At 63.1% G+C, this 20640-nt stretch carries 19 protein-coding genes, 1 tRNA gene and 3 pseudogenes; 11 read left to right on the plus strand and 12 right to left on the minus strand.

Annotated elements, in window-relative coordinates; genetic code table 11:
• Window positions 1-59: 59 nt before the first annotated feature.
• The 4 genes from ACZ1HC_RS04815 to ACZ1HC_RS04830 form a co-directional block, all read right to left on the minus strand.
• Window positions 60-542, minus strand: coding sequence for a hypothetical protein (locus ACZ1HC_RS04815; protein ID WP_472698982.1), 483 nt, complete (start codon window positions 540-542; stop codon window positions 60-62).
• 35 nt (window positions 543-577) lie between these two features.
• Window positions 578-925: a hypothetical protein gene (locus tag ACZ1HC_RS04820; protein WP_472698983.1), complete on the minus strand. Its 348-nt coding sequence runs from the start codon at window positions 923-925 to the stop codon at window positions 578-580.
• On the minus strand, window positions 925-1191 hold the full coding sequence (locus tag ACZ1HC_RS04825) for a helix-turn-helix transcriptional regulator (RefSeq protein ID WP_472698984.1): 267 nt from the start codon (window positions 1189-1191) through the stop codon (window positions 925-927). Before ACZ1HC_RS04825 ends, ACZ1HC_RS04820 begins: the two co-directional genes overlap by 1 nt.
• Before the next feature lie 202 nt (window positions 1192-1393).
• Complete coding sequence (locus tag ACZ1HC_RS04830; protein WP_472698985.1) at window positions 1394-2077, minus strand: hypothetical protein; 684 nt, start codon at window positions 2075-2077, stop codon at window positions 1394-1396.
• Between the two features lie 116 nt (window positions 2078-2193).
• On the opposite strand from ACZ1HC_RS04830, the gene ACZ1HC_RS04835 reads away from it, so the two are divergent.
• From ACZ1HC_RS04835 to ACZ1HC_RS04860, 6 genes are all read left to right on the plus strand, one after another.
• Window positions 2194-2442, plus strand: coding sequence for a helix-turn-helix domain-containing protein (locus ACZ1HC_RS04835; protein ID WP_472698986.1), 249 nt, complete (start codon window positions 2194-2196; stop codon window positions 2440-2442).
• A 10-nt stretch (window positions 2443-2452) separates the two neighbouring features.
• The gene (locus ACZ1HC_RS04840) at window positions 2453-2869 is read left to right on the plus strand and encodes a S24 family peptidase (RefSeq protein ID WP_472698987.1); all 417 of its coding nucleotides are present in this window, start codon (window positions 2453-2455) and stop codon (window positions 2867-2869) included.
• Between the two features lies 1 nt (window position 2870).
• Window positions 2871-3602, plus strand: a complete 732-nt coding sequence (locus tag ACZ1HC_RS04845; protein WP_472698988.1) for a hypothetical protein — start codon at window positions 2871-2873, stop codon at window positions 3600-3602.
• 322 nt (window positions 3603-3924) lie between these two features.
• A complete protein-coding gene (locus ACZ1HC_RS04850; protein ID WP_472698989.1) occupies window positions 3925-4380 on the plus strand; it encodes a DUF2924 domain-containing protein in 456 nt (151 codons plus the stop codon).
• The gene (locus tag ACZ1HC_RS04855; protein WP_472698990.1) at window positions 4377-5702 is read left to right on the plus strand and encodes a recombinase family protein; all 1326 of its coding nucleotides are present in this window, start codon (window positions 4377-4379) and stop codon (window positions 5700-5702) included. Before ACZ1HC_RS04850 ends, ACZ1HC_RS04855 begins: the two co-directional genes overlap by 4 nt.
• Window positions 5703-5779: 77 nt before the next feature.
• Window positions 5780-6091, plus strand: coding sequence for a hypothetical protein (locus ACZ1HC_RS04860; RefSeq protein ID WP_472698991.1), 312 nt, complete (start codon window positions 5780-5782; stop codon window positions 6089-6091).
• 526 nt (window positions 6092-6617) lie between these two features.
• Here the strand turns inward: ACZ1HC_RS04860 and ACZ1HC_RS04865 are convergent.
• The 6 genes from ACZ1HC_RS04865 to ACZ1HC_RS04890 form a co-directional block, all read right to left on the minus strand.
• Window positions 6618-7967 carry a hypothetical protein gene (locus ACZ1HC_RS04865; protein ID WP_472698992.1) on the minus strand — a complete coding sequence of 450 codons (1350 nt, stop codon included), beginning with the start codon at window positions 7965-7967 and terminating at the stop codon, window positions 6618-6620.
• A 335-nt stretch (window positions 7968-8302) separates the two neighbouring features.
• On the minus strand, window positions 8303-8902 hold the full coding sequence (locus tag ACZ1HC_RS04870) for a hypothetical protein (RefSeq protein WP_472698993.1): 600 nt from the start codon (window positions 8900-8902) through the stop codon (window positions 8303-8305).
• A gap of 731 nt (window positions 8903-9633) precedes the next feature.
• Window positions 9634-9723, minus strand: a tRNA-Ser gene (locus ACZ1HC_RS04875).
• Between the two features lie 311 nt (window positions 9724-10034).
• The gene (locus ACZ1HC_RS04880) at window positions 10035-13181 is read right to left on the minus strand and encodes an efflux RND transporter permease subunit (protein WP_472698994.1); all 3147 of its coding nucleotides are present in this window, start codon (window positions 13179-13181) and stop codon (window positions 10035-10037) included.
• Window positions 13178-14458, minus strand: coding sequence for an efflux RND transporter periplasmic adaptor subunit (locus ACZ1HC_RS04885; protein WP_472698995.1), 1281 nt, complete (start codon window positions 14456-14458; stop codon window positions 13178-13180). The genes ACZ1HC_RS04880 and ACZ1HC_RS04885 overlap by 4 nt, the downstream gene beginning before the upstream one ends.
• Before the next feature lie 501 nt (window positions 14459-14959).
• A complete protein-coding gene (locus tag ACZ1HC_RS04890) occupies window positions 14960-16531 on the minus strand; it encodes a 4-hydroxyphenylacetate 3-hydroxylase family protein (protein WP_472698996.1) in 1572 nt (523 codons plus the stop codon).
• An 82-nt stretch (window positions 16532-16613) separates the two neighbouring features.
• Here ACZ1HC_RS04890 and ACZ1HC_RS04895 point away from each other — a divergent pair, with 82 nt between their 5' ends.
• The 3 genes and pseudogenes from ACZ1HC_RS04895 to ACZ1HC_RS04905 all read left to right on the plus strand — a co-directional run.
• Window positions 16614-17255 (plus strand): TetR/AcrR family transcriptional regulator, encoded by a 642-nt coding sequence (locus tag ACZ1HC_RS04895; protein ID WP_472698997.1) that lies wholly within the window; start codon window positions 16614-16616, stop codon window positions 17253-17255.
• Window positions 17242-17775, plus strand: a complete 534-nt coding sequence (locus tag ACZ1HC_RS04900; protein ID WP_472698998.1) for an isochorismatase family protein — start codon at window positions 17242-17244, stop codon at window positions 17773-17775. Before ACZ1HC_RS04895 ends, ACZ1HC_RS04900 begins: the two co-directional genes overlap by 14 nt.
• 84 nt (window positions 17776-17859) lie before the next feature.
• Window positions 17860-18082 (plus strand): annotated as a pseudogene (locus ACZ1HC_RS04905) (transposase); the annotation flags it as partial.
• On the opposite strand, the pseudogene ACZ1HC_RS04910 reads toward ACZ1HC_RS04905, so the two are convergent.
• A pseudogene (locus ACZ1HC_RS04910) lies at window positions 18082-18348 on the minus strand (integrase core domain-containing protein); the annotation flags it as partial. The pseudogenes ACZ1HC_RS04905 and ACZ1HC_RS04910 overlap by 1 nt on opposite strands.
• Before the next feature lie 313 nt (window positions 18349-18661).
• Here ACZ1HC_RS04910 and ACZ1HC_RS04915 point away from each other — a divergent pair.
• Complete coding sequence (locus ACZ1HC_RS04915; RefSeq protein ID WP_472698999.1) at window positions 18662-19861, plus strand: serine hydrolase domain-containing protein; 1200 nt, start codon at window positions 18662-18664, stop codon at window positions 19859-19861.
• A 64-nt stretch (window positions 19862-19925) separates the two neighbouring features.
• On the opposite strand, the pseudogene ACZ1HC_RS04920 reads toward ACZ1HC_RS04915, so the two are convergent.
• Window positions 19926-20186: pseudogene (locus ACZ1HC_RS04920) on the minus strand (transposase); the annotation flags it as partial.
• A gap of 3 nt (window positions 20187-20189) precedes the next feature.
• Between ACZ1HC_RS04920 and ACZ1HC_RS04925 the strand changes: the two are divergent.
• Window positions 20190-20639: a hypothetical protein gene (locus ACZ1HC_RS04925; protein ID WP_472700868.1), complete on the plus strand. Its 450-nt coding sequence runs from the start codon at window positions 20190-20192 to the stop codon at window positions 20637-20639.
• Window position 20640 lies beyond the last annotated feature (1 nt).

The following is a 20640-nucleotide window of genomic DNA, read 5'->3' on the forward strand; positions in this document are numbered from 1 at the left end:
ACCGGGTGCCGAAGGGGAACCTGCCCGGCGTTTCCGACCGGGCGTCCCGCCGCCGCGCGTCACCGGTCTCGAGCCTCGAGCCGGAAGACGGGTTTGCCGGTGGTCTCGCTGCGCGCGTCCGCGAAGCCCTCGCGCATCGCCGCGGGCCAGGCGCCGTAGCGCCGCTCGGGCACGCGGTAGGCGATCTCGAGATACTCGGTCGGATCGTCGCCGGCGGCGCGGATGCGCTCCGCCATGCCGGCGAGCCGGTCCTGATCCCACGTGATCTTCTTCGGCAGGTCGGCGACGATCACGACGCCCTCGTCCTCGACGCGCACGGTGCCGCTGGTCTTGCCCTGAGCGGCTCGCTCGGCCGCGACGGCGGCCTCGTAGCGCTGCGCGATGCCGGCCTCGAGCCGGTCCCGCAGCCGCTTCACGCGGGCGGTCTCGGCGAGCGCCGTCGTCTGCAGATTCAGTAGCATCTCGGGCGGCAGCGCCGCGATGTCGCCGAGGGCGAGACGTTCGAGATCGTCGAAGCGGGGGGCATTGTCGGGATGCGGCATGGTGGGGTCTCCGTTGGAAGGGAATGGCAGGGCCATCACGCGGCGCGCTCTTCGAGGAGCAGCGCCGAAAGCGAGGTGGCGGCGGCCTCGGGTCTCGGACGGGCGACGGCGATGTAAGCGAAGCGATCGGGGCCCACGCGCTCCTGCACGAGGTGGACGAGGCCCTTCTCGAAGGCGCCCAACGCGGCCTGACCGAGATCGGCAAGCTGACGGCGTTCCGGCTCCGGCAATGTCGAAATCACCGGTGTGACGTCGATCCCGAGAAAGCCGCGGTGATACTCGATCCGGGCGCCAGCCTCGGCCTGTGCGATCCAGGCATAGAGTTCGACGTCGGTGAGCTTCGGGGGCGCCACGCGGGCGCCGACAGGGATCGCGGCGACCATCAGCATACCCGTGGGGCCCGCGCGGGATCCGCGGTCAGACGGCGGGACGCGTGGCCAGCGCGCGCGACGGCGTCGCTGATTTTCAGGGCGCGCTGAAGCTGGCTCTGCTCGAACGCTTCGATGTCGGCGAGCCGGTAGAGCACGCGTCCGCCGAGCTTGAGGAAGGTCGGTCCTTGGCCGCCGTAGCGCCAACGCTCGAGCGTGCGATGGGAGATTCCCCAGCGCCGGGCCAGCTCCTTCTGGTTCAGGCAATGCCTCTGCAGCATCGGTGTCCCCTCTCGTGTCGTCGTTGAGGAGACAGTGCGAAATTGCGGTGTGGGATGTCGTGGGGACTGGCGGGGGATACGGAGGGGGATCAGTCGGTCCTTGCAGGACTGGCTCTTGGCCGTTGGCGGGGCACCGTCATCCCCCACCATCCCTCACCCATCCCCCTCCCGATCCCACAGGGACCGGGCGGACGGGGATCGCTCAGTCGAGATTCAGACGGTATCCGCCGCGCCGGTCGGAGCGGATCAGATGCCGCCAGTCCTTCTGCGACTTGAAGACGTCGGCCATGCGCAGGCTCTTCGAGCCGGCGCGCGACAGGATCGCCTTGCCGTTCTGCCAGGGCTCTGCAGCCTGCGCTGCCTCGTGCAGCGCGCGCACGACCTCCGCCTGGATCGGGCCCAGCTTGAACCGGCAGCCGTTGCAGCGAACCTCGAGATAGTCGGCCGAGTGGATGAAGGTCGCCTCCTCCATCGGCTGCCCACCAGGCGAGAACCCGGTCTCGATCTCGAAACGGTCGCGTTCATCACGCCTTAGCAGCAAGTCGCCGATCATGACGAGGACGGGCTGCGCATCGCCCCATGTCTCCGCGTAGTCGGCCCTCGGCGTCCGAAAACTCGCGAGATGAACCTCACCGCACCGGAAAAGCTGAAACACATCACGGGCATGGAGATCGAGCAGGCCGCTGTAGTAGTTCTGTTCCCACGGCACCCGGCAGGGTTCGCCGTCCGCACCTTCCTCGTAGTCGCCGAACTCCATGGGCACGCCGAACACGCGAACCGACAGCCGGAGCTTGTCGTTTTCCGCGAGGTAGATCAGGTCGGCCTCGGTGATCTGCCACCGCTCGAGGATCTCGGGGAGCGTGAAGTACGATTTATCGATGTGCATTCGCTGACCTCCGCCCCGATTCCCGCGTAAGATGTTTACTTTCTGTTCTTATTCGCTTGACGGGCTTCGATCAATCCGATTTTATCCTATTTCATCCACAGATGGGTGGGGATGACATGACCGAGCACCACACGCTTTCCGACCGCCTCAGAGCCCGGGCCAATCAGCTCGGCATCAGTCCCGCGCACGTCGCCGAGATGGCAGGCGTGAACCGGTCCTTTATCTACGACATCCTCCGTGGCCGTTCAGCCCGACCTGGCATAGACCGGCTGGCCGAGGTCGCCCGCGTGCTGAAGGTGGATCGCGACTGGCTGATCCATGGCATCGGCGAGGTGGAGGGAAGCCCCCTTCCTGGACAATCCTGACGACGCCTTCGTGGCTATCGCCCACGCCACCCCGCGCCCCGCGATGGGCGGCGGCGCGGTCGTGACCGAAGATGGCGACACGCCCGGCCGGGTCTATCATTTCCGCCGCTCCTGGATCCGAAACAGCCTCAAGGCCAGCCCGTCGCAGCTGCGCATCATGCACGTCGAAGGCGACAGCATGGCGCCGACGCTCCTGAGCGGTGACGCGGTGCTTGTCGACATGACCCGCCGCGCGCCCAACCCGCCCGGCATCTTCGTGCTGGACGACGGGATGGGGCTGGTCGCCAAGCGGCTCGAGCACATCCCGAACAGCGACCCGCCTGCGGTGCGAGTCATCTCCGACAACAAGCACTACCCCGAATACGAAAGAACGGCCGACGAGATCCACATCGTCGGCCGCATCCGTTGGTTCGCGCGGGAGATCTGAGGTGATCGCGTTCCGGGATATCGACGATGCTGATCCGGCGCTTGCGTTCTCGCCGCTGGTGCGCGGGATGGAGAAGACCGTCGCCTGGATCGGCGAGCATGGCGGCATTCCCCTGACGCCGTCCAAAGGGTTCAAGCGGGTGTTCGTGCACTGGGCCGCGTCCGAGTTCGACTGGCCCGGCCACACCGAGGCGGACCTCTTCGCAGTCAACAAGGTGCTGAACGAGCCCGACTTCGCCCCGCTTATGGTGCTGCACGACCTGATGATCGCGATGAAGCTTGGCCGGCACTACAAGGGCGAGTTCCGGCTGACCAAGGCAGGCCAGGCACTGGCGGTCCATCCCGGCCGCATCTTCGGAACGGTCGTCCCGTTCTTCCTGTTCCGGATCAATCACGCCAGCATGTCGCGGTTCGACGACGCGCCGATCCTTGGCAACTGGGAAGTGTTCCTGAACGTGCTCAACGTCGAGATCGAGGACGGGGCCACCGGCGCGCAACTCCGCCGCGTGTTCTTCGGCGAGCCTGAGACGGGACCTCTCCCGCGGCACGACGAGGTGATGGGCCAGCTCTACATCCAGGTGCTGCGTCCGCTCTGCTGGGCAGGGCTGCTTCAGCAGGGACGCGGAACGGCCAGCTATCGCTTCGAGGAGGCCGTGTTCATGAAGACGCCGCTGTGGAGATCGGCGCTGGTTCTTGACACCGATGCCCAGGTCGCGCCGGCGATTCGTCACTGAGGCTCCGCCGGTTCCTATCCTCTGCGCAGGCTTACGCGGTACCCCCATAAGCCTTTGAATCCGGTTGTTTTCAGCGGTCGCGCGGGTAGCGTTTCTTCATGCAAACCGCGCCAACATATCCGCGGCTGGGCTCGAACCCGCTGCCGCCCGCCCAGATGACGTCCGCAGAGCGCCGCGCCGAATTGTGCAGGCTGCTCGCTCTCGGGCTGGTCCGCCTGCAGCTGCGGGAACAGTGCGAACATTCTGATGAGGATGGAGAAATTCGCCTACACTCTCCGGCCGACCGATGCCGTCATGCAACTCCAACTCACCGGAGAACCGCATGACGACCCACGATCCCATTCCCGCGCGCCTGGCTGCGCTGAAGACCGCCAGGACGCCAGACCTGAAGGCGCAATGGCGCGACCTGTTCGACAGCGAGCCGCCGCCGTTCAACCGACGCTACCTGGAGAGCCGACTTGCCTATCGCATCCAGGAGTTGGCCTATGGTGGCCTGAAGCCCGAGACGATCCGGCGGCTGGAACGGCTGGGCGAGGAACTCGACGGCGGTGACAAGAAGAAGCGCGGCACGCGCCTCGACCGTGACCGCCCCATCACCGGCACACGGCTGCTGCGCGAGTGGCAGGGCGTCGAACAGATCGTCACCGTCACCGCCGACGGCTTCGAATGGCAGGGGCGTCCCTACAAGTCGCTGTCCGCTATCGCCCGCGCCATCACCGGCACCCGCTGGAACGGCTGGGTCTTCTTCGGGCTCAAGAACCACCGAGGGCGGACATGACGAAGCCGCCCGAGAAATCGAAGGTCGTCCGCAAGCTGCGCTGTGCGGTCTACACCCGGAAATCCTCCGAGGAAGGGCTGGAGCAGGAGTTCAACAGCCTCCACGCCCAGCGCGAGGCCTGCGAGGCGTACATCGCCAGCCAGCGCTCCGAGGGCTGGGTGCTGGTTCGCGATCAGTATGACGACGGCGGCATTTCGGGCGGCACGCTGGACCGCCCCGGCCTTCAGCGGCTGCTGGAGGATATCGAGGACGGGCTCGTCGATGTGGTCGTGGTCTACAAGATCGACCGTCTCAGCCGCTCGCTCGCCGACTTCGCCAAGCTGGTGGAGGTGTTCGACCGCAACGGCGTGACTTTCGTCTCGGTCACGCAGTCGTTCAACACCACCACCTCCATGGGCCGGTTGACGCTGAACATCCTGCTCTCCTTCGCCCAGTTCGAACGCGAGGTGACCGCCGAACGCATCCGCGACAAGGTCGCAGCCAGCCGCAAGAAGGGCATGTGGATGGGCGGGGTGCCGCCCTACGGCTATCGCGTCGAGAACCGGAAGCTGGTGGTCGACGAGGAGAGCGCCGCGCACGTGTGCTGGATCTTCGCTCACTTTCTCGAGATCGGGTCCTGCACGGAACTGGCGCGGGAGGTCGGCACGCGCGGGATCCGCACGCCGCGCGGCAACCGGATCGACAAGAAATACATCTATCGGATGCTCAGCAACCGCGCCTACATCGGCGAGGCGGTCCACAAGGGCGACAGCTATCCCGGCGAGCACGACGCGATCATCGACCAGGAGACATGGGACCGCGTCCACGCCATCCTGCAGGAAAGCCCTCGGAAACGCGCCGCGCGCACCCGCGCCGACACGCCCGCGCTGCTGAAGGGGCTGCTGTTCGGGCCGGACGGGGCCGCGTTTTCGCCGACCCATACGCGCAAGGGCGCCAGGCTCTACCGCTACTATGTCAGCCAGACTGTGCTGAAGCATGGCGCAGGATCCTGCGCGGTGGGTCGCGTGCCCGCAGGCGAAATCGAAGCGGCCGTGATCGACCAGTTGCGCTCCGTGTTCCGCCAGCCAGAGATCGTGGCGGGGACATTGAAGGCGGCGAGCGCCCACGCCACCGACATCACCGAGGCCGACGCCCGCGCGGCGCTGCAGCAGCTCGATCCGCTTTGGGACGAACTCTTCCCCGCAGAGCAGGCGCGCATCGTGGCGCTGCTGGTTGAACGGATCGGCATCGGTACCGACGGCCTGAACATCCGGCTCCGCGTCGACGGGCTCGACGGCCTCGCGCGCGAGATGCTGGCCGGCGGAATCGGAGAAGCTGCATGACCCTCGGGGCTCTCATCCCCGCCACCGTGACGCTCCACGTCCCGTTCCGCGTCGTAAAGCGCGGCGGGCGAAAGGAGATGCAGCTGCCAGACAGCGCTGCGCCGCCGCGCAAGACCGACAACACGCTGGTCAAGGCTTTGGCCCGAGCATTCCGTTGGAAGAGGTTGCTGGAGTCAGGCGATTTCGCAACCATCGCCGAACTGGCCGAGCACGAGGGGATTGCGCCTTCATACATGACCCGCGTCCTACGGCTCGCGCTGCTCGCGCCTGACATCGTGGAGGCGATCCTGGATGGGAAGCAGGGGCCAGAGGTGACGCTGGTGAGGGTGCTGGAGCCTTTCCCAGTTGATTGGGAGAAACAACGATTTTCAAAGAAAGAAACTACGTGAACGGCCCATTGCGGTCGGTAGGGACGGTATTTTTGCTACCGTGCGGCTTCCCAAGAGCAGACGTTCATGCCCGGCGCAGCAAGATCGACAGGTCACAGTCTGCTATGCGGGACATTGCTGCCGCTTGTAGATGCAGCGAGGTCTAGCCCTTCGTTGCCGCGCGATCTATCAGTAGGGCGGAAGCCAACATGGAGCGGTGTGGAGTGGCAGCCGCCGCGTGGATTTGGCCGACCGCTTCGTTGAGGTTATCCATTTTTTGCAACTGACAATGGAAATCCAGTCACGTTGAAAATTGTGGATTGAAGTTCGACGATTTCTCCGTAGGTATCAAAATCCGGGATGGCGAGGCGGTTCGCCCCCAGATAGGCCTAGATGTTCTCGTTCAGACCCAGGTTGCCTATGAAAAATGAAAGAGGCCCGCCTAGATGGCGAGCCAAGTGCCGTTACGGGGTCTCTGCGAGTGACTCTGACAAATGTTGGCGCCCACCTCGGCCAGAGTCCTGCTGAGCTGGATAAACGAAGGACCTCATAGCCCGTCCCCCTGGGAAGCTCCTCTGATAAGAGCGTCAATATCACTAGCTTGATTGAAGGTTTTTACAATGCCAGGTAAAGCCCCTACAAGCGCTGGATCAATGCCGACTGCCTCACTAACACGTTCAACAGCAGCAGCCTGCTCAGCCGTTACATTTGATGTCGCAACCTCGCCGAACGCAATGGGTCCGCTTAACAATTTAAAAAGACTCAAGAGATCTGTATCCAATTCGCCGCTCGACAGGGCCGCTGCAACAACGGCGCTTCCTTCCGATGCATTTTGCCCTGTTGCCCCGGAAGCTGCGCTGAGAGATGTCAGTGCCTGAGATTTCGCATCAGTCAAAGCATAAGCACCAGCATTCTGCAAATCTATGCTCGACGACGCCGTCTGACTCTCCGTCAACTCATCAACATTTTTTGCGACGAGGACGGATGTGCTGATCTCCTTCAGAAATGCAGTCGCCTGTTCGTCACGATATCGTGCCGCAAGGAGACCAAATGCATCAAGCGCAGCCGTTTTTCCCTTGCCATAAGATTCTTGTAGGGCTTCAGGAGGCGTAAGATTGCGACGAAGCACCCACTTAACGAACTCGATATCTTCATGTGGGCCGTACGTTCCTATCGTCAACAATGCATTAGGCCACCACACGATCTCGTCAGGATCTAACACGATCCCACGTGCCTCGTTCAAGACGCCGTCGATGTCCCCAATGGCCTCAATCGCTTTATATGGAACTCCCTCAGCCCAGTGCCCTCGAAAAATATCGTAGGGGTTATCCTGGATTAGTTGGATAGTCTCAGATGCTTCTTCTGAAACTCCATTCTCCCCTGAAGCAGCAAGCAAGATCGCACCCGGGCTTGGAGGCGAAATCGCAACAGGGCTAAACAGGCTACTGTTCTCGGAAAAATAACTGCATTGCGATGTAGGAACAGCTCGTCCGCCGCTTGCCGATTCAAACATCAAATGGTCCATACTAGAAGAATGTGGGTTCCCATTCCCAAGCGGTCCCCACATTAAATTCGCGTGATGGCCAAACTCATGTAGCCATATCGCGGCAGTTCCTCTGTTATCGATGTTACCTTTTTTATCTTTCGTCACCTCAACCGTGAGAGCACCTAACGGGCCAGCACACCCTAAAATGTTGGCGCCTTTCAAACCCTCACAAACGCTAAGCTCTCGAACAACTAAAATATTTCCTTTCTCTTTTATCAGAGTTTCGGTGTATTGGTCTCGAACGGACTCTATCGTTATTGGAAAGGCGCTCTTATTTAAGTTTTCGAATTTTCTGACGAAGCCGATATCGAATTTTAAATTACACCCACTTTCGGAGAGTATTGTATTCATTTCGTCTATTATTCTCTTGGTGTTGACCGCCGAGGTATCTACGTCCGCGGCGAATATGACGCGCGCCTGATGCGCTGAGACGGGAATGGTGGCAGCGCCCATAAGTAGGGAAGAAAGCAATGAGACTCGTCGTGATCTGTTTCATTTAGTGCGCCTCCACATTAACCATCCACAGAAAGCCGCAAATTTTTTCCTCAACCCAGTTCTATAAAAGCCGTGGCCAGTTAGTGCTGTCAACTTTAGTAAGTACAAAAAAGCTTTCTCTTACCGTTCAGTATAAGTCCAACCACTGATGTGCTCGAATAAGCAAGGTCGAGATTATACTAATGGGCCCATCAGCGTCGCCGCTGCACAATCACACCAGCAGGGAGTCCATCAGATACTTGCGCATCAAGTTCCGGCTGGGTTAAAGCAGCTGACCCTGAAGGCGGCACTCTCTGCGTGACTGTGCAAACCCCAAGTGGCTTGCTAAACGTTTGTTCTGGCGAGTCAATTCTTTCTGCCGCAGCGCTTCCCGAGTTTGACTCACCGACTACGACGGTGGAAGTTGTAGATATTGAAACCGACGCACTGGAAGCAGACACAGACTCTCTGATCAAATAAAATTCTGAATCCGAATTGGCTATTTCCTGCGAAATCTCTTTGAATGCTTGCTGTGTGCCTTCTCCTCCCAAGACGGTTTTGACCGCTCCTCCGTATTTTGTTGTCACTGAATAGCTACCGGTGGTGCTGAGGTCTACGGGCAAGTCAATCCCGAGCGAGGTCAGGAGAATATTGAGCGCCGAAAGGCTGTAATTGCTTTGAAGTTGCAAGTGCGGAAGGCTAAATTCCTCTTCTAGCCGCGGAATATTTTCACTGACCGCTTTGTAAAAGAAAAACTCGTTGTCTGGAGTTTTTTCAATTACGACTCCAGCCCTCTTGAAACCATCGGGCATAGTATGGCACTTCCATGGAGGCTCGAGTAGCAAAGCAATGGGGTCTGGAGGGGGGTGGCACACGACGCCAGCATAACCGTGGACACACAAAAAAGAGCCTGAGATCTCATTAACCACCTATCATTTGCATATGATAACGATCTCTTTCGCAACTAAATTACAAAAGAGGATGCGAAACGGTGCTCTTGTAACTTTAAAGTGAGGCCTCACCTCGATTCGGTCAAGTCTTATAGTGGGTTTTGCATCATGCGGCGGCCGCGATGCCGTACTGCCTTCAGGCTGCTCTCCTCCCTTCGGGTCGGTCAAAGCGCCAACGGTGCTGCGCTTGCAACGAATGACCGCTCCTGCGTTCTGAGGCCGCTGGTTCGCCGCGCCGCCGCAAGTCCGCTCACCGCCCTTCCTTCTGATGCGGTGGAGTATGAAAAACTCCGCAACTTGATCGACGCCGCCTGGTCAGCAAGGAGCGAACGTTCGATTTCTGTTCCTTCTTGCCGAACGCCACCGACGTAGGAGTGTTCAGGTCCTGACTCTGGAAAGTGGTTTATTTTCAAGGCACTGAAAGAAATTCACCAAATGGGGGAAGTCATGAGGTCCAGAGAAAAGCCCGCCGAGAGAACGAATTTTGGGCCGATAGCTGCCACGGCAGTGTTCAGCCTGTTCTGCAAACCCCTTTGAAAACACGATAAAATCCGGCCGCGGCCGGATCGGGAGAATGATTTCGCAAGGGCAAGTGGCGGAGTGGAAGGGATTCGAACCCTCGAGACGGTTTCCCGCCTGCACCCTTAGCAGGGGTGTGCCTTCGACCACTCGGCCACCACTCCGTCGGCGGGTATATGGGCCGGCAAACAGGGAAACAAGGGCTTTTTCCGTCATTTCACCGGAATGTCGCCAGTTCCACGAACGGCTTCTTCGGCGGGATCCACCGGGCGACGGTTCCTTTTCCGCGCCTCGGTCGAAGTTTCCCACGTCCGCAATCCGAACGGTATCCGGCTTTCCGCGCCCCTGATTGCGGGGATCGTCGCCGACAGGGTCGGCGCGCGCAACAGCCGCACCGGATGCGGCACGACAGCCATCCCTTGCGCCGACGCTGTCGGCCATGCCCGGCCGGCAAGGGATGGCCGTCCGGCGCGGGCTACTCGGCCGGTCTGGTTTCGGCGGCCTTGGGCGCGCCCGATCCCCATTCGGCCAGACGCTGGATCACCGCGAACAGGGTCGGGATGATGAAGATGCCGATCACCGTCGCGGCCAGCATCCCGCCCAGGATCGTCACCCCGATCGCCTGCCGCGCCCCGGCGCCCGCGCCGGTCGCAAAGGCCAGCGGGATCACCGCCAGGATGAAGGCCAGCGCGGTCATCAGGACGGCCCGGAAGCGCTGCTCGGCCCCCTGGCGCGCCGCATCCGCGATCGGATGGCCCTCCTCCTCGCGCTGCACGCGGGCGAACTCGACGATCAGGATGGCGTTCTTTGCGGCAAGGCCGATCAGGACGACGATGCCGATCTGCGCATAGACGCTGTTCTGCAACCCGAACAGCCACAGGGCGCCCACTGCGCCAAAGGCTGCCACACCCAGCGACAGGATGATCGGCAGCGGCAGCATCCAGCTTTCGTACTGCGCCACGAGGAACAGATAGGCGAACAGCAGCGCCAGCGCGAAGACGATCACCGCCTGTCCCGACGTCTGCGCCTCCTGGTAGGACAGGCCGGACCAGGCGAAGCCGTAGCCTTCGGGCAGTTCCTCGGCCGCCACGGCCTCGACCGCCTCGATGGCGGCGCCAGAGCTTCCGCCGGCGGCGGCCTGGCCATTGATCGGCGCCGCCACGGACAGGTTGTAGCGCGAGATGGTGTAGGGCGCGAGAACGGTGGTCGTCGAGACCACGGTGCGCAGCGGCACCATCTCGCCCTGGTCGTTTCGCACATACAGGTCAAGGATATCCTCGACGCTGGCCCGATAGTCGGCATCCGCCTGGAGGTTGACCTGGAAGACCCGGCCTTCCAGCGTGAAGTCGTTGACGTAGCGCGTGCCGATGAACGAGCCCAGCGTGGTATAGATGTCGGCCACGCTGAGGCCCAGCGCCTCGGCGCGGGTGCGGTCCACATCCACGAAGACCTGCGGCACGTCGGCCGAGAAGGTGGTGGAGGCGCCATCGACCTCGGGCGTCGCGTTGATGGCCGAGATAAAGGAGCGCGCCACCTGGGCGATCTCCTCGGGCGGCTGGCCTTCCAGCGCCTGAAGCCGCAGGTCGAGGCCGCCGACCGCGCCGATGCCGGGGATCGCCGGGGGCGCGAAGACGGCGATGTTGGCGCCCGGAATGGTGGCGAACTCGGCGCGCAGGCGGTCGAGGATGGACTGAAGCTGCAACTCGGGCGACTCGCGTTCCTCCCACGGCGCCAGCGAGGCCAGGGCCAGCCCCCCGTTCGGGACGAGCGAGCCCTGGAGCAGGCTGAAGCCCGCAACCGAGATGACGTTTTCCACCCCTGGCGTCTGCGAAAGCGTCTCCTCGATATCCGCCATGATGGCGGTGGTGCGGTCCAGCGAGGCGGCATTGGGAAGCTGGATGTCCAGGAACAGCGAACCCTGATCCTCGTCGGGCAGGAAGGTCGAGGGCAGGCCCGTGAAGAGCGTGTAGGCCCCGAAGAAGGCGGCGCCCAGAATTGCCAGCGGCAGGATCGCCACGCGCACCAGGAAGGCCACCACCCGGCCATAACCCCGGCGGGTCGCGTCCAGCCCCCGGGTGAACCAGCCCAGCGGCCCGCGGCGGTGTCCGCTCTTGGGCCGTTTCAGAAGCGTCGCGCACAGCGCCGGGCTGAGCGTCAGCGCCACCACCGCCGAGAGCAGGAGGGCCGAGGACATGGTCACCGCGAACTGCCGGTACAACTGGCCGTTGATGCCGGGCAGGAAGGCGGTCGGCACGAACACCGCCAGCAGCACCAGGGTGGTTGCGATGATCGGCCCGGTGATCTGGCTCATGGCCCGCCGCGTCGCCTCTGCCCGGTCCAGGTCTGGATGATCCTCCATGATGTGCTGGACGTTCTCGACCACCAGGATCGCATCGTCCACCACCACGCCGATCGCCAGGATCAGCGCAAGCAGCGTGATCGTGTTGGCCGAAAAGCCGATCGCCAGCAGAATGGCCAGCGTGCCGAGCAGCGAGACAGGGATGGCGATCAGCGGGATCAGCGTGGCCCGCCAGTCCTGCAGGAACAGATAGACCACCGCAACCACGATGACGAAGGCCTCGACCAGCGTCTTGATGATCTCGTCCACATTGGCGCTGACGAAGCGCGTGGCGTCATAGACGATCTGGTATTCCAGATCCGCCGGGAAGGTCGCCGAGAGCCGTTCCAGTTCGGCCAGCACCGCCGCGCCGGTTTGCAACGCGTTGGCGCCCGGCGCCTGCGAGATCGTCAGCATCGTGGTCGGCTGGCCGTTCAGCGATGCGCTTGCCGCATAGCTCTGGGCGCCCAGTTCGATGCGGGCGATGTCCTCCAGCCGCACCAGGGCGCCGTCGTCCCCGGCCACCACGACGATGTTGCCGAACTCCTCGGGGGTCTCCAGCCGGCCCTCGGCCACCAGGGTGTACTGGACATCCGTACCTTCGGGTGCGGGCTGCGCGCCGATCGAGCCGAGCGACGCCTGGATGTTCTGCGCCTCGATCGCGGCCGCCACGTCGTCGGGCGTCAGGCCCAGCGCCGTCATCTGCGTCGGGTCCAGCCAGATCCGCATCGAATATTCCGATGCCCCGACCGCGGAAGCCTCGCCCACGCCGTTCACGCGCGACAGGTTGTCGACGATGCTGGTGGCGACGTAGTTGGTGACCTCCAGCGGGCTCAGGCTGCCCCCGGCCGAGAAGAAGCCCAGCGCCATGAGGAAGTCCGGCGAGGAGGCGTTGACGGTGACGCCCTGTTCGGCCACGGCGGCGGGCAACTGCGACAGGGCAAGCTGCGCGCGGTTCTGGACGTTGACTTGGGCGATGTCGGGGTCGGTGCCGACGGCGAAGGTGACGGACAGCGAATACTGCCCGGCGTTGGAGCTGTTGGAGGACATGTAGATCATGTCCTCGACGCCGTTGATCGCCGTCTCCAGCGGGCCGCCGACGACGTCGGCGATCACTTCGGCGCTGGCCCCCGGATAGGTCGCCGACACGTTGATCGTGGGCGGCGTGATCTGCGGATACTGCTGGACCGGCAGGGCAAGAAGCGCCAGGCCGCCGGCCAGCGAGATGACGATGGAAACCACCATCGCCAGGCGGGGGCGGGTGATGAAGGTCGAGGAGATCATTGCGCGGCCTCGTCTCCTTCGGCTGCCGGTTCGGCCGGCTGCGCCGGCGCCTCGGCGGCAGCCTGGGCGCCAGCGCCGCCATCCGCTGCCTCCTCCTCCGTGGCGCCGCCTTCCGCTGCGGCGGCAGGCGCTTCATCGTCCTCGGCCGCCTCTCCGGCGACCGGCTGCCCCTCGCTCGGCTGCACCTGCATCCCATCGCTGAGCCGCTGGATCCCCTCGACGACCACCGGCTCGCCCGCCTCAAGGCCCGACAGCACCGCCCAGCCTCCCTCGACCTGGGCGCCGATCTCGATGCGTCGCTGCGAAACGGTGCCGTCATCCTCGAGAACGTAGACGAAGCGGCCCTCGCGGTCCTGGAGAACGGCCGTCTGCGGCACGACGGGGCGCCGTTCGGCGTCGGCCTCGCGCACGATCAGCGTGACAAACTGGTTGGGGATCAACAGCGCATCGGGATTGGGGAAGGTCGCCCGGACGGCCACCGTGCCAGTGGAGGGATCGACCTCGGCGGCCACGAAGTCGAAGACGCCCTGCTGGTCGTAGATCGTGCCGTTCGGCAGCTCCAGGCTCAGCACCAGTTGCGCGGGATCGGCACCGGAACTGCCATTGGACTGCGCCTGGCGCAGATCGACCAGCTCTCCTTCGGTCACCGCGAAGACCACGCGGATCGGATCAAGCTGAACGACCCGCGCCAGGGCGCCGACATCGGGGCCGACCAGGCTGCCTTCGGTGAAGATAGGGCGGCTGATCTGCCCGCTGATCGGCGATTCGATGCGCGTGTAGCCCAGTTCCAGTTCGGCCTGCCGCACCGCCGCCCGGGCGATCTGGACATTGGCTTCGGCCGCTTCCGAGGCCGCGATGACTTCGTCAAGGGCCGCCTGGGCGATGGTGCCGCTCTCGCTCAACTCCTGGTTCCGGGCCAGGTTGCGCTGCGCCTCGCGGAATGCTGCCTCGGCGCTTGCAAGCTGCGCCTGCGCCGCGGTCAGGTTGGCCTCGTATCCGTCGGGCTCGATCGTGAACAGAAGCTGTCCCACCTCGACGGCTTCCCCGCCCTCGAATTCGACCGACTCGACGAAGCCCTGGACCCGGGCGCGGATGTCGACGGCCTGGATCGCCTCGACGCGCCCGCTGAAGCGGACCGGGTCGGTGATTTCCTGCGCCACGATGCGTTCCACCACCACGGCGGGCGGCGGCATCTGCCCCTGCTGCTGAGCCTGCGCCGCCCCCAGGGCAACACAGCAGAGACAGGCCACGGCGAGGACCCTCGAGGCAAGATTCATGAGGTTGGCCTTCCCAGATGAGACCGCCGCTGCGGTCGGTACTGCACGAACGAACGGGTTGCGATCATCGCCAGAATCTTAGAGTGACAGGTCATCGGGTACGGTCGGGCTCGACGGCCACTGCATCGCCATCCTGCGCCTCCCTTCACGGTCCCGCCCGGACGGGTGCCCACCACGCACCCGCTGCCTAAGTCCCGAACCCCGTCACCGGTTCCGCTGCCACGCCGTCGCCGTTTCGCGCGCTGAGGGCATGGGCGCCTCGCTCGAGGCGAGGAGCGGCAACGGACCCAACCGAGCGGCGGATGACACGACGCCGTTCCATGCCGATCACGGCAAAAGCGGGCACCGGTGGCCATCTTGGATGCAGGCTGCAGGCCTGAGCGTACATCATCAAGGCCGTTCGTTCGTGCCCTTGCTCGACATTCGCCGCTTCCGCGGCGGATGCGGGCGTAGCAAGAGCGGCCGGCCGGAGCAGCCGTGCGTGCTTTCCGGGACTGATGGTCAGAGACCTCGCCGCAAGAGTTCGACGCGTTCAAGATGTGAAGCAATTGGTTCCGAAGGTTCCATCGGCTTCGGAACCTCACAGCCCGTCGTGCAGCATCGGCCCGGCTGCTTCGAGACCCGCCGGCCATCGTTGAGGACGCCCCGGTCAAGCAAGCTTTCCACCAGTTCCACCTTTTCCATGACCGGGTAGTTGCGCCAGATTTCCCGCTTCATCGCCTCGGGCGAACCACCGCCGTGAAGCGAGATCACCGAATACCAGCCCGCCTCGTGCGAGATCGTCAGGTCCTCAATGAAACGGGCAACTTCGGCGCGCTGCTCGAAGGGGATGTCGGCACGCCCGCCCATCACCGCGGCGATGGAGGCGGCGGTTTCGGGGTTGTGGTCTTCGTCGGGACCCGGCAGCGCGACGATCAGCCCGCCCGAGACATAATGCGCCACCCGGTGCATATCGTAGATCTTCGTCGCCAGAAGCAGCTTGCCGATGTTGGAAAAGACCGCATCGGGCATCACCGAACCGGCCGGATCCTTCGTGCAATAGACCGACGATGCGACGCCACAGGCGAAGAAGCTCTCGGTGATGGTGATGAGCTCCACCATCTGATCGCGGATATGACCGTGACGATCCGCATCGAGTCCGTTGGCCTCGATCATCAGTGCTCCTGCCCCGATCAGCAGGTCGCCGAAGCCAGCCCGCGCACCGATGCAGGAATGGCGATGATGGGTCGCGTAGGACGTGGTCAGAAAGCCTCCTGCGACGGTTTCTCCGGCCAGGAATACACGGTCATGCGGCACGAAGACGTCATCGAACACCACCATGGCCACCGCTTGTCCATACTTGGCCGAGAACTTCGCCGCCGCATTCCCCGGTTGGCCCGCGGGGCGCGAGATGATGGTTACGCCCGGCGCGTCGCAGGGGACGGCGCAGCAGACGGCGAAGGCGCTGTCCTCGGGCACATGGGTGCGGCAGGGCATGACCAGGAACTCGTGCATGTAGGGCGCGCCTGTCACGATGGCCTTGGTGCCGCGGATGACGATGCCCTCCGGGCGCCGCTCCTTGATGTGGACATAGACGTCCGGGTTGACCTGCCTGCCAGGCCGCAGCGACCGGTCGCCCTTGGCGTCGGTCATCGCAATCCCCAGCGTCATGTCGCGGTCCTGGACCTCGTGCAGGTAGTTGAGGAACCGCTGGCTGTAGTCGGTCCCGTGATTGGCGTCGGTCAGATGCGTCGCCTGCCAGATGCCGTTCAGGGCATCGTGGGTGAGATAGCGCTGCGCGCAGCCCGAGACCTTGCAGACCAGCCGCACCGCCTCGAGCTTGTCGAGCAGGTCCTGCGAGGTTTCGTTGATGTGCAGCATTCGGTTGACGGTCTTGCCGGAACTGCCCTGCCGCGCGGTCATGATGGGCGCATGCTGCGCTTCAAGCGCGAAGTCGTAGGTGACGCCGACACCGGCGATGCCGGGCGCGAGCATCGGCTCGTCGGCGACGCTTTCGACAGCTTGCCCGCTGACGAAGACGCGGGGTTTATAGGCCCGGAGCGAGTCCCGGTATTCGGCGGCTGACATGAGCATGGCGATTCTCCCGGTTGCTCGAACACCTGAACACCGTTAGAATACCGGACAGCGTCAGATTTTTTGTCAAGAGGAGTCGCGCATGGCTGCAGAGCGGCAGAGGCGGCGTCTGGCGGATGGCGAACAGAAGCGCGCGCTGATCCTCGATGCCGCTCGGCAGGTGTTCGCAGAGGAAGGGCTGGACGGGGCCAGCTTGCGGGCCATCGCAGTCCGTGCCGGCTACACGCCCGCCGCGCTTTATTTTCACTTCGACTCGAAGGAGGCGATGTACGCCGAGGTGCTGCATGACTCGCTGCTGTCCTTGGGCGCCGCAGTCGGAGAAGGCGTGGCGGGGCCGAAGACCCCACAGCAGCGGCTGAAGGCAGCCGCGATGGCGTTCTTCCGCTTCTATGCAGCGAACCCGCGCGACCTGGATCTGGGCTTCTATCTGTTCCGCGGCGGCATGAAGCCGGCGGGCCTGGGGCGCGAGCGTGACGAGCGGCTGAATGCAGCGCTTGAAGCCGCCCTGCAGCCGATCGCCGAGGCGGCCATCGCGCTTGGCGCCTCGGCAGAGCGTGCCAACCTGCTGATGGTGGATTGCTTCGCCCATGCCACGGGGCTTTTGCTGCTGCTCCATACCGGCCGCATCCGTATGTTCGGAGCCTCTGCGCCCGAGCGGATGGAGGCTTATGTCGATGAGCGTGTCGAGCGGCTTGTGGAAGGACAGGACCATGATGACCATTGATCCCGCACGCGCGCTGCTTCTGGTCATCGACTTTCAGGACCGCCTGATGCCGGCGATCCATGATGGTGAACTTGCGGTCCGTAACGCGAAGCGGCTGACCGATGCAGCAGCACTGATGGGCATCCCCTGCCTTTACACCGAGCAGAACTCCAAGGGTCTCGGGGCAACCGTGAATGCTATCCCGGTCCCGGCAGATCGCCTGGTTCACAAGCAGTCTTTTGATGCGTGCCGCGAGGAGGGCTTTCTCGAACGGGTTCCTGCCGACGCCCATGTTGTCGTCGCCGGTTGCGAGGCGCATGTCTGTGTGTTGCAGACAGTGCTGGGCCTGATCGCCGCCTCGAGGCAGACCTGGGTAGTGCAGGATGCGCTCGGCTCGCGTCGGCCCGAGAGCAAGGAGGCGGCCCTGCGCCGGATGGAGCGTCAAGGGGCCGAGATCGTCACCACAGAGATGGTGGTCTTTGAATGGCTGCGGACTGCCGAGCATCCAAAGTTCCGGCAGGCCGTCGCATTGATCAAATGACGCCCCGCCCTGGATGAGCCATCCTGGAGAGTGTCCGATCTTCTGTGGATGAGTGATCCGGTCCATGCGTCACCGAAAGGAAGCATGCATGACGATCTTCAGGAACTTCTTGATGAACTGCTGAAGGGTGTTGAGCGCCCTGATGATCTGCTCGGCAATGCCGGGCTGATGAAGGAGCTGAAGATCCGCCTGATGGAGCGGATGCAGAGCGCGGAGCTGACCGCATCTGGGCTATGAGGAGGGCAAGGAAGCACCTCCGGGTCAAGCGAACCGGCGCAACGGCTCGTCAACAAAGGTGCTGAAGGGCTAGCTGTCACATCCCGCGAGATTGTAGACGCGTTTCCTGAACAGCTCGGGTCTGTGACGTTGCCAGTCCTTGAGAGCGCCGATGGGTGTTCGGGCGTTCAGGGCTGATTGCGGGAGCTGTGTGTTGTAGAGGTGGACATATCGCAGGATGGTCTGCTTCAGGTCCTCGCCGCTGTGGAAGCGATGGCTCTGCAGGTCATCCTCTATCCGGCCGTTGAAGCGCTCGGCCATTCCGTTGGTCTGCGGGTGCATCGGAGGCGCGAGGCGCGCTACACCCGTGCGCTGTCGCTGTCGCGGCTGGCCTACGATCTGGAGAACATCGTCAGGAGGATCCTATGAACCCACCCCGATCCGAGGGCTACGTGCGCATGCCCGACGCCGAGTTCGAGGCAGTCCACCTGGAATTTTACTGGCCAAATCCCTTGTTCTCGCGGACTCTGCTCGAGATGCTTGCCACGACACGCGCCGCTTACTGTTGGTCGGTGACCGAACTTTCTCATTCGCGGTCGAACCAAGGGATCGAATGCAATCTGTTTGCGAGCGGAATTCAGAGGCAGTACCCGACCCCGAGCCGGGGCACGTGGCTATCGAGCTGATCCATCACACTCTCGCAAGCCAGGCCGAACGCTCGGTTAACCATAGAACGTGCGCCGCGATATTCCGCAAAGGACGACTTTTGTTTGAGGGCTCCTACTGCGGAAACGAGACGTGCGACCTGAAAGCGGGTGGATACTTCGCGATTGGATCGCAATCAAAAATGATTGCATCCGTCACGCTGGCAGACCTGATCGACCGAGGATTGCTGTCGGATGCGGTGCGCGTTTCAGACTTCCTCCCCGAAGTCAGCGCCGGGTGCCAAGGAAGACTTGGCGAACGCCGGCTGGGTGAGTTGATGCGCCATCGCTCACCTTTCGGGCAACTCGAGGAGCGAAGTAAGGCAGAAACCGTGAGCAGTCTACTCCCGCTTGCGAGGCCCGGTGCTGGGCGAGAACAGATTGTGAGTCTTATAAAAAGTGCAAGGTTCACGCCCAGCGCTGTGGTGAGTCCGGCGTTCCAATATGGCGATATCAATTACGCTCTGATCGGTCTAGCTATCGAATGGGCGATTGGCCGAAGCTATTGGAAAACGGCGCTAGGACTACTACAAAGAATAGGGGGATCAGAAATTGATCCCGCCGGTCCAACTGTAGGAACGACGGCGGCGAAAAACCTTGTGGAAGGCATTGCCTTTGATGCAATAGGCGAAAGGATCACCATCCGGCCAAAGACAACAACAGTGTTCGGCCCGGCACAAGGTGCTGTATCGAGCGCGCGGGGCATTTGTGGTTTCGTTGATGCTTTGGTGAACGGAAAGGTATTATCTCCCCGCGGAACCAACTTCGTGCTCTCAGGAAGACTTCCCTTTGGACCAAGCGAAGCGGGGCTTGGGTACGGCAGGGGCCTGACGTTCTTTCCGGCACGAAGCCGCAAGGTCCCCCGGTTCTTTCTTGGGCATGTCGGCATCCTGCGCGGTTACTGCGGAGCGACTTTGCACGATCCGTTGACCGCCCTTACCGTAACAATTTTGATGAATCACTGGACAACAGTGGAGACGTGCTGTTCACCCTATACGCTGCATGCCCACCCAGACGGGCTGATCCGGAGCGTGTTTAGGCAAGTTGAGCTCACAGCGTGTTCCGTCGGACGCGCCCGGAAGCCGCTCATCGACCAGCCGGTGCCGCTGGAACTCTGGAGAAGTTTCATCCCTTCCGGCTTCACCCCTGAAACCGCTCCCGCTTGAAACCTTGGATAGTGCCCCAGGGCATGGTGTATGAGCGCCGACCCCCGGAAAGATTAGGGTTCGATCAGGATGCCACGGCGGGCAGCCTGACGTTGGGATTGTCGGTGACGCGGGCGAGCGTTTCAAGGCTCATATAGCGCCGGGCGACGGTCCACTCGTCGTTTGTCTCGAGCATCAGCGCGCCGACGAGACGAATGACTGCATCATCGTTCGGAAAGATGCCGATCACGTCAGCGCGTCGCTTCACCTCGCGGTTCACCCGTTCCAGTGGATTTGTGCTGGCGATCTGAGCCCAGTGTTCGCGGGGGAAGGACATGTAGGCCAGCTGGTGGAGTTCCGCCGCCAGATCGACGCGGTGCAGTGGCAGCTCTTCATCCCGATGTTCTGCGCGCCGGTCTGGCGCTGGTTCACCGAGGCCGCGTGGGCGGCGGGCCAGATCCCGTCGCCCATCGTGCCGGTCGAATGGTCGCCGCCCAAGTTCGAGGCGGTCGATCCGCAGAAGGACGCGATGGCGAACCTGCTGTCGATCCGCTCCGGCACCATGACGCTGGCCGAGGTGATCGCGAAGCAGGGCCGGAACCCCGACGCGGTGCTGGCCGAGATCGCTGCGACTAACGCCAAGCTCGACGCGCTGGGGCTGGTGCTCGACAGCGACCCGCGCCGCGTCACCAAGACCGGCAGCGCCCAGACCGGCGATCCGTCGGCCGATCCGAACGATGACGAACCGGCCGACGACGCGGATGAAACCGACCCGGCGCAGGCCGACCAACAGGACTGAC

The organism is Paracoccus sp. BR5-17 (assembly GCF_055693925.1).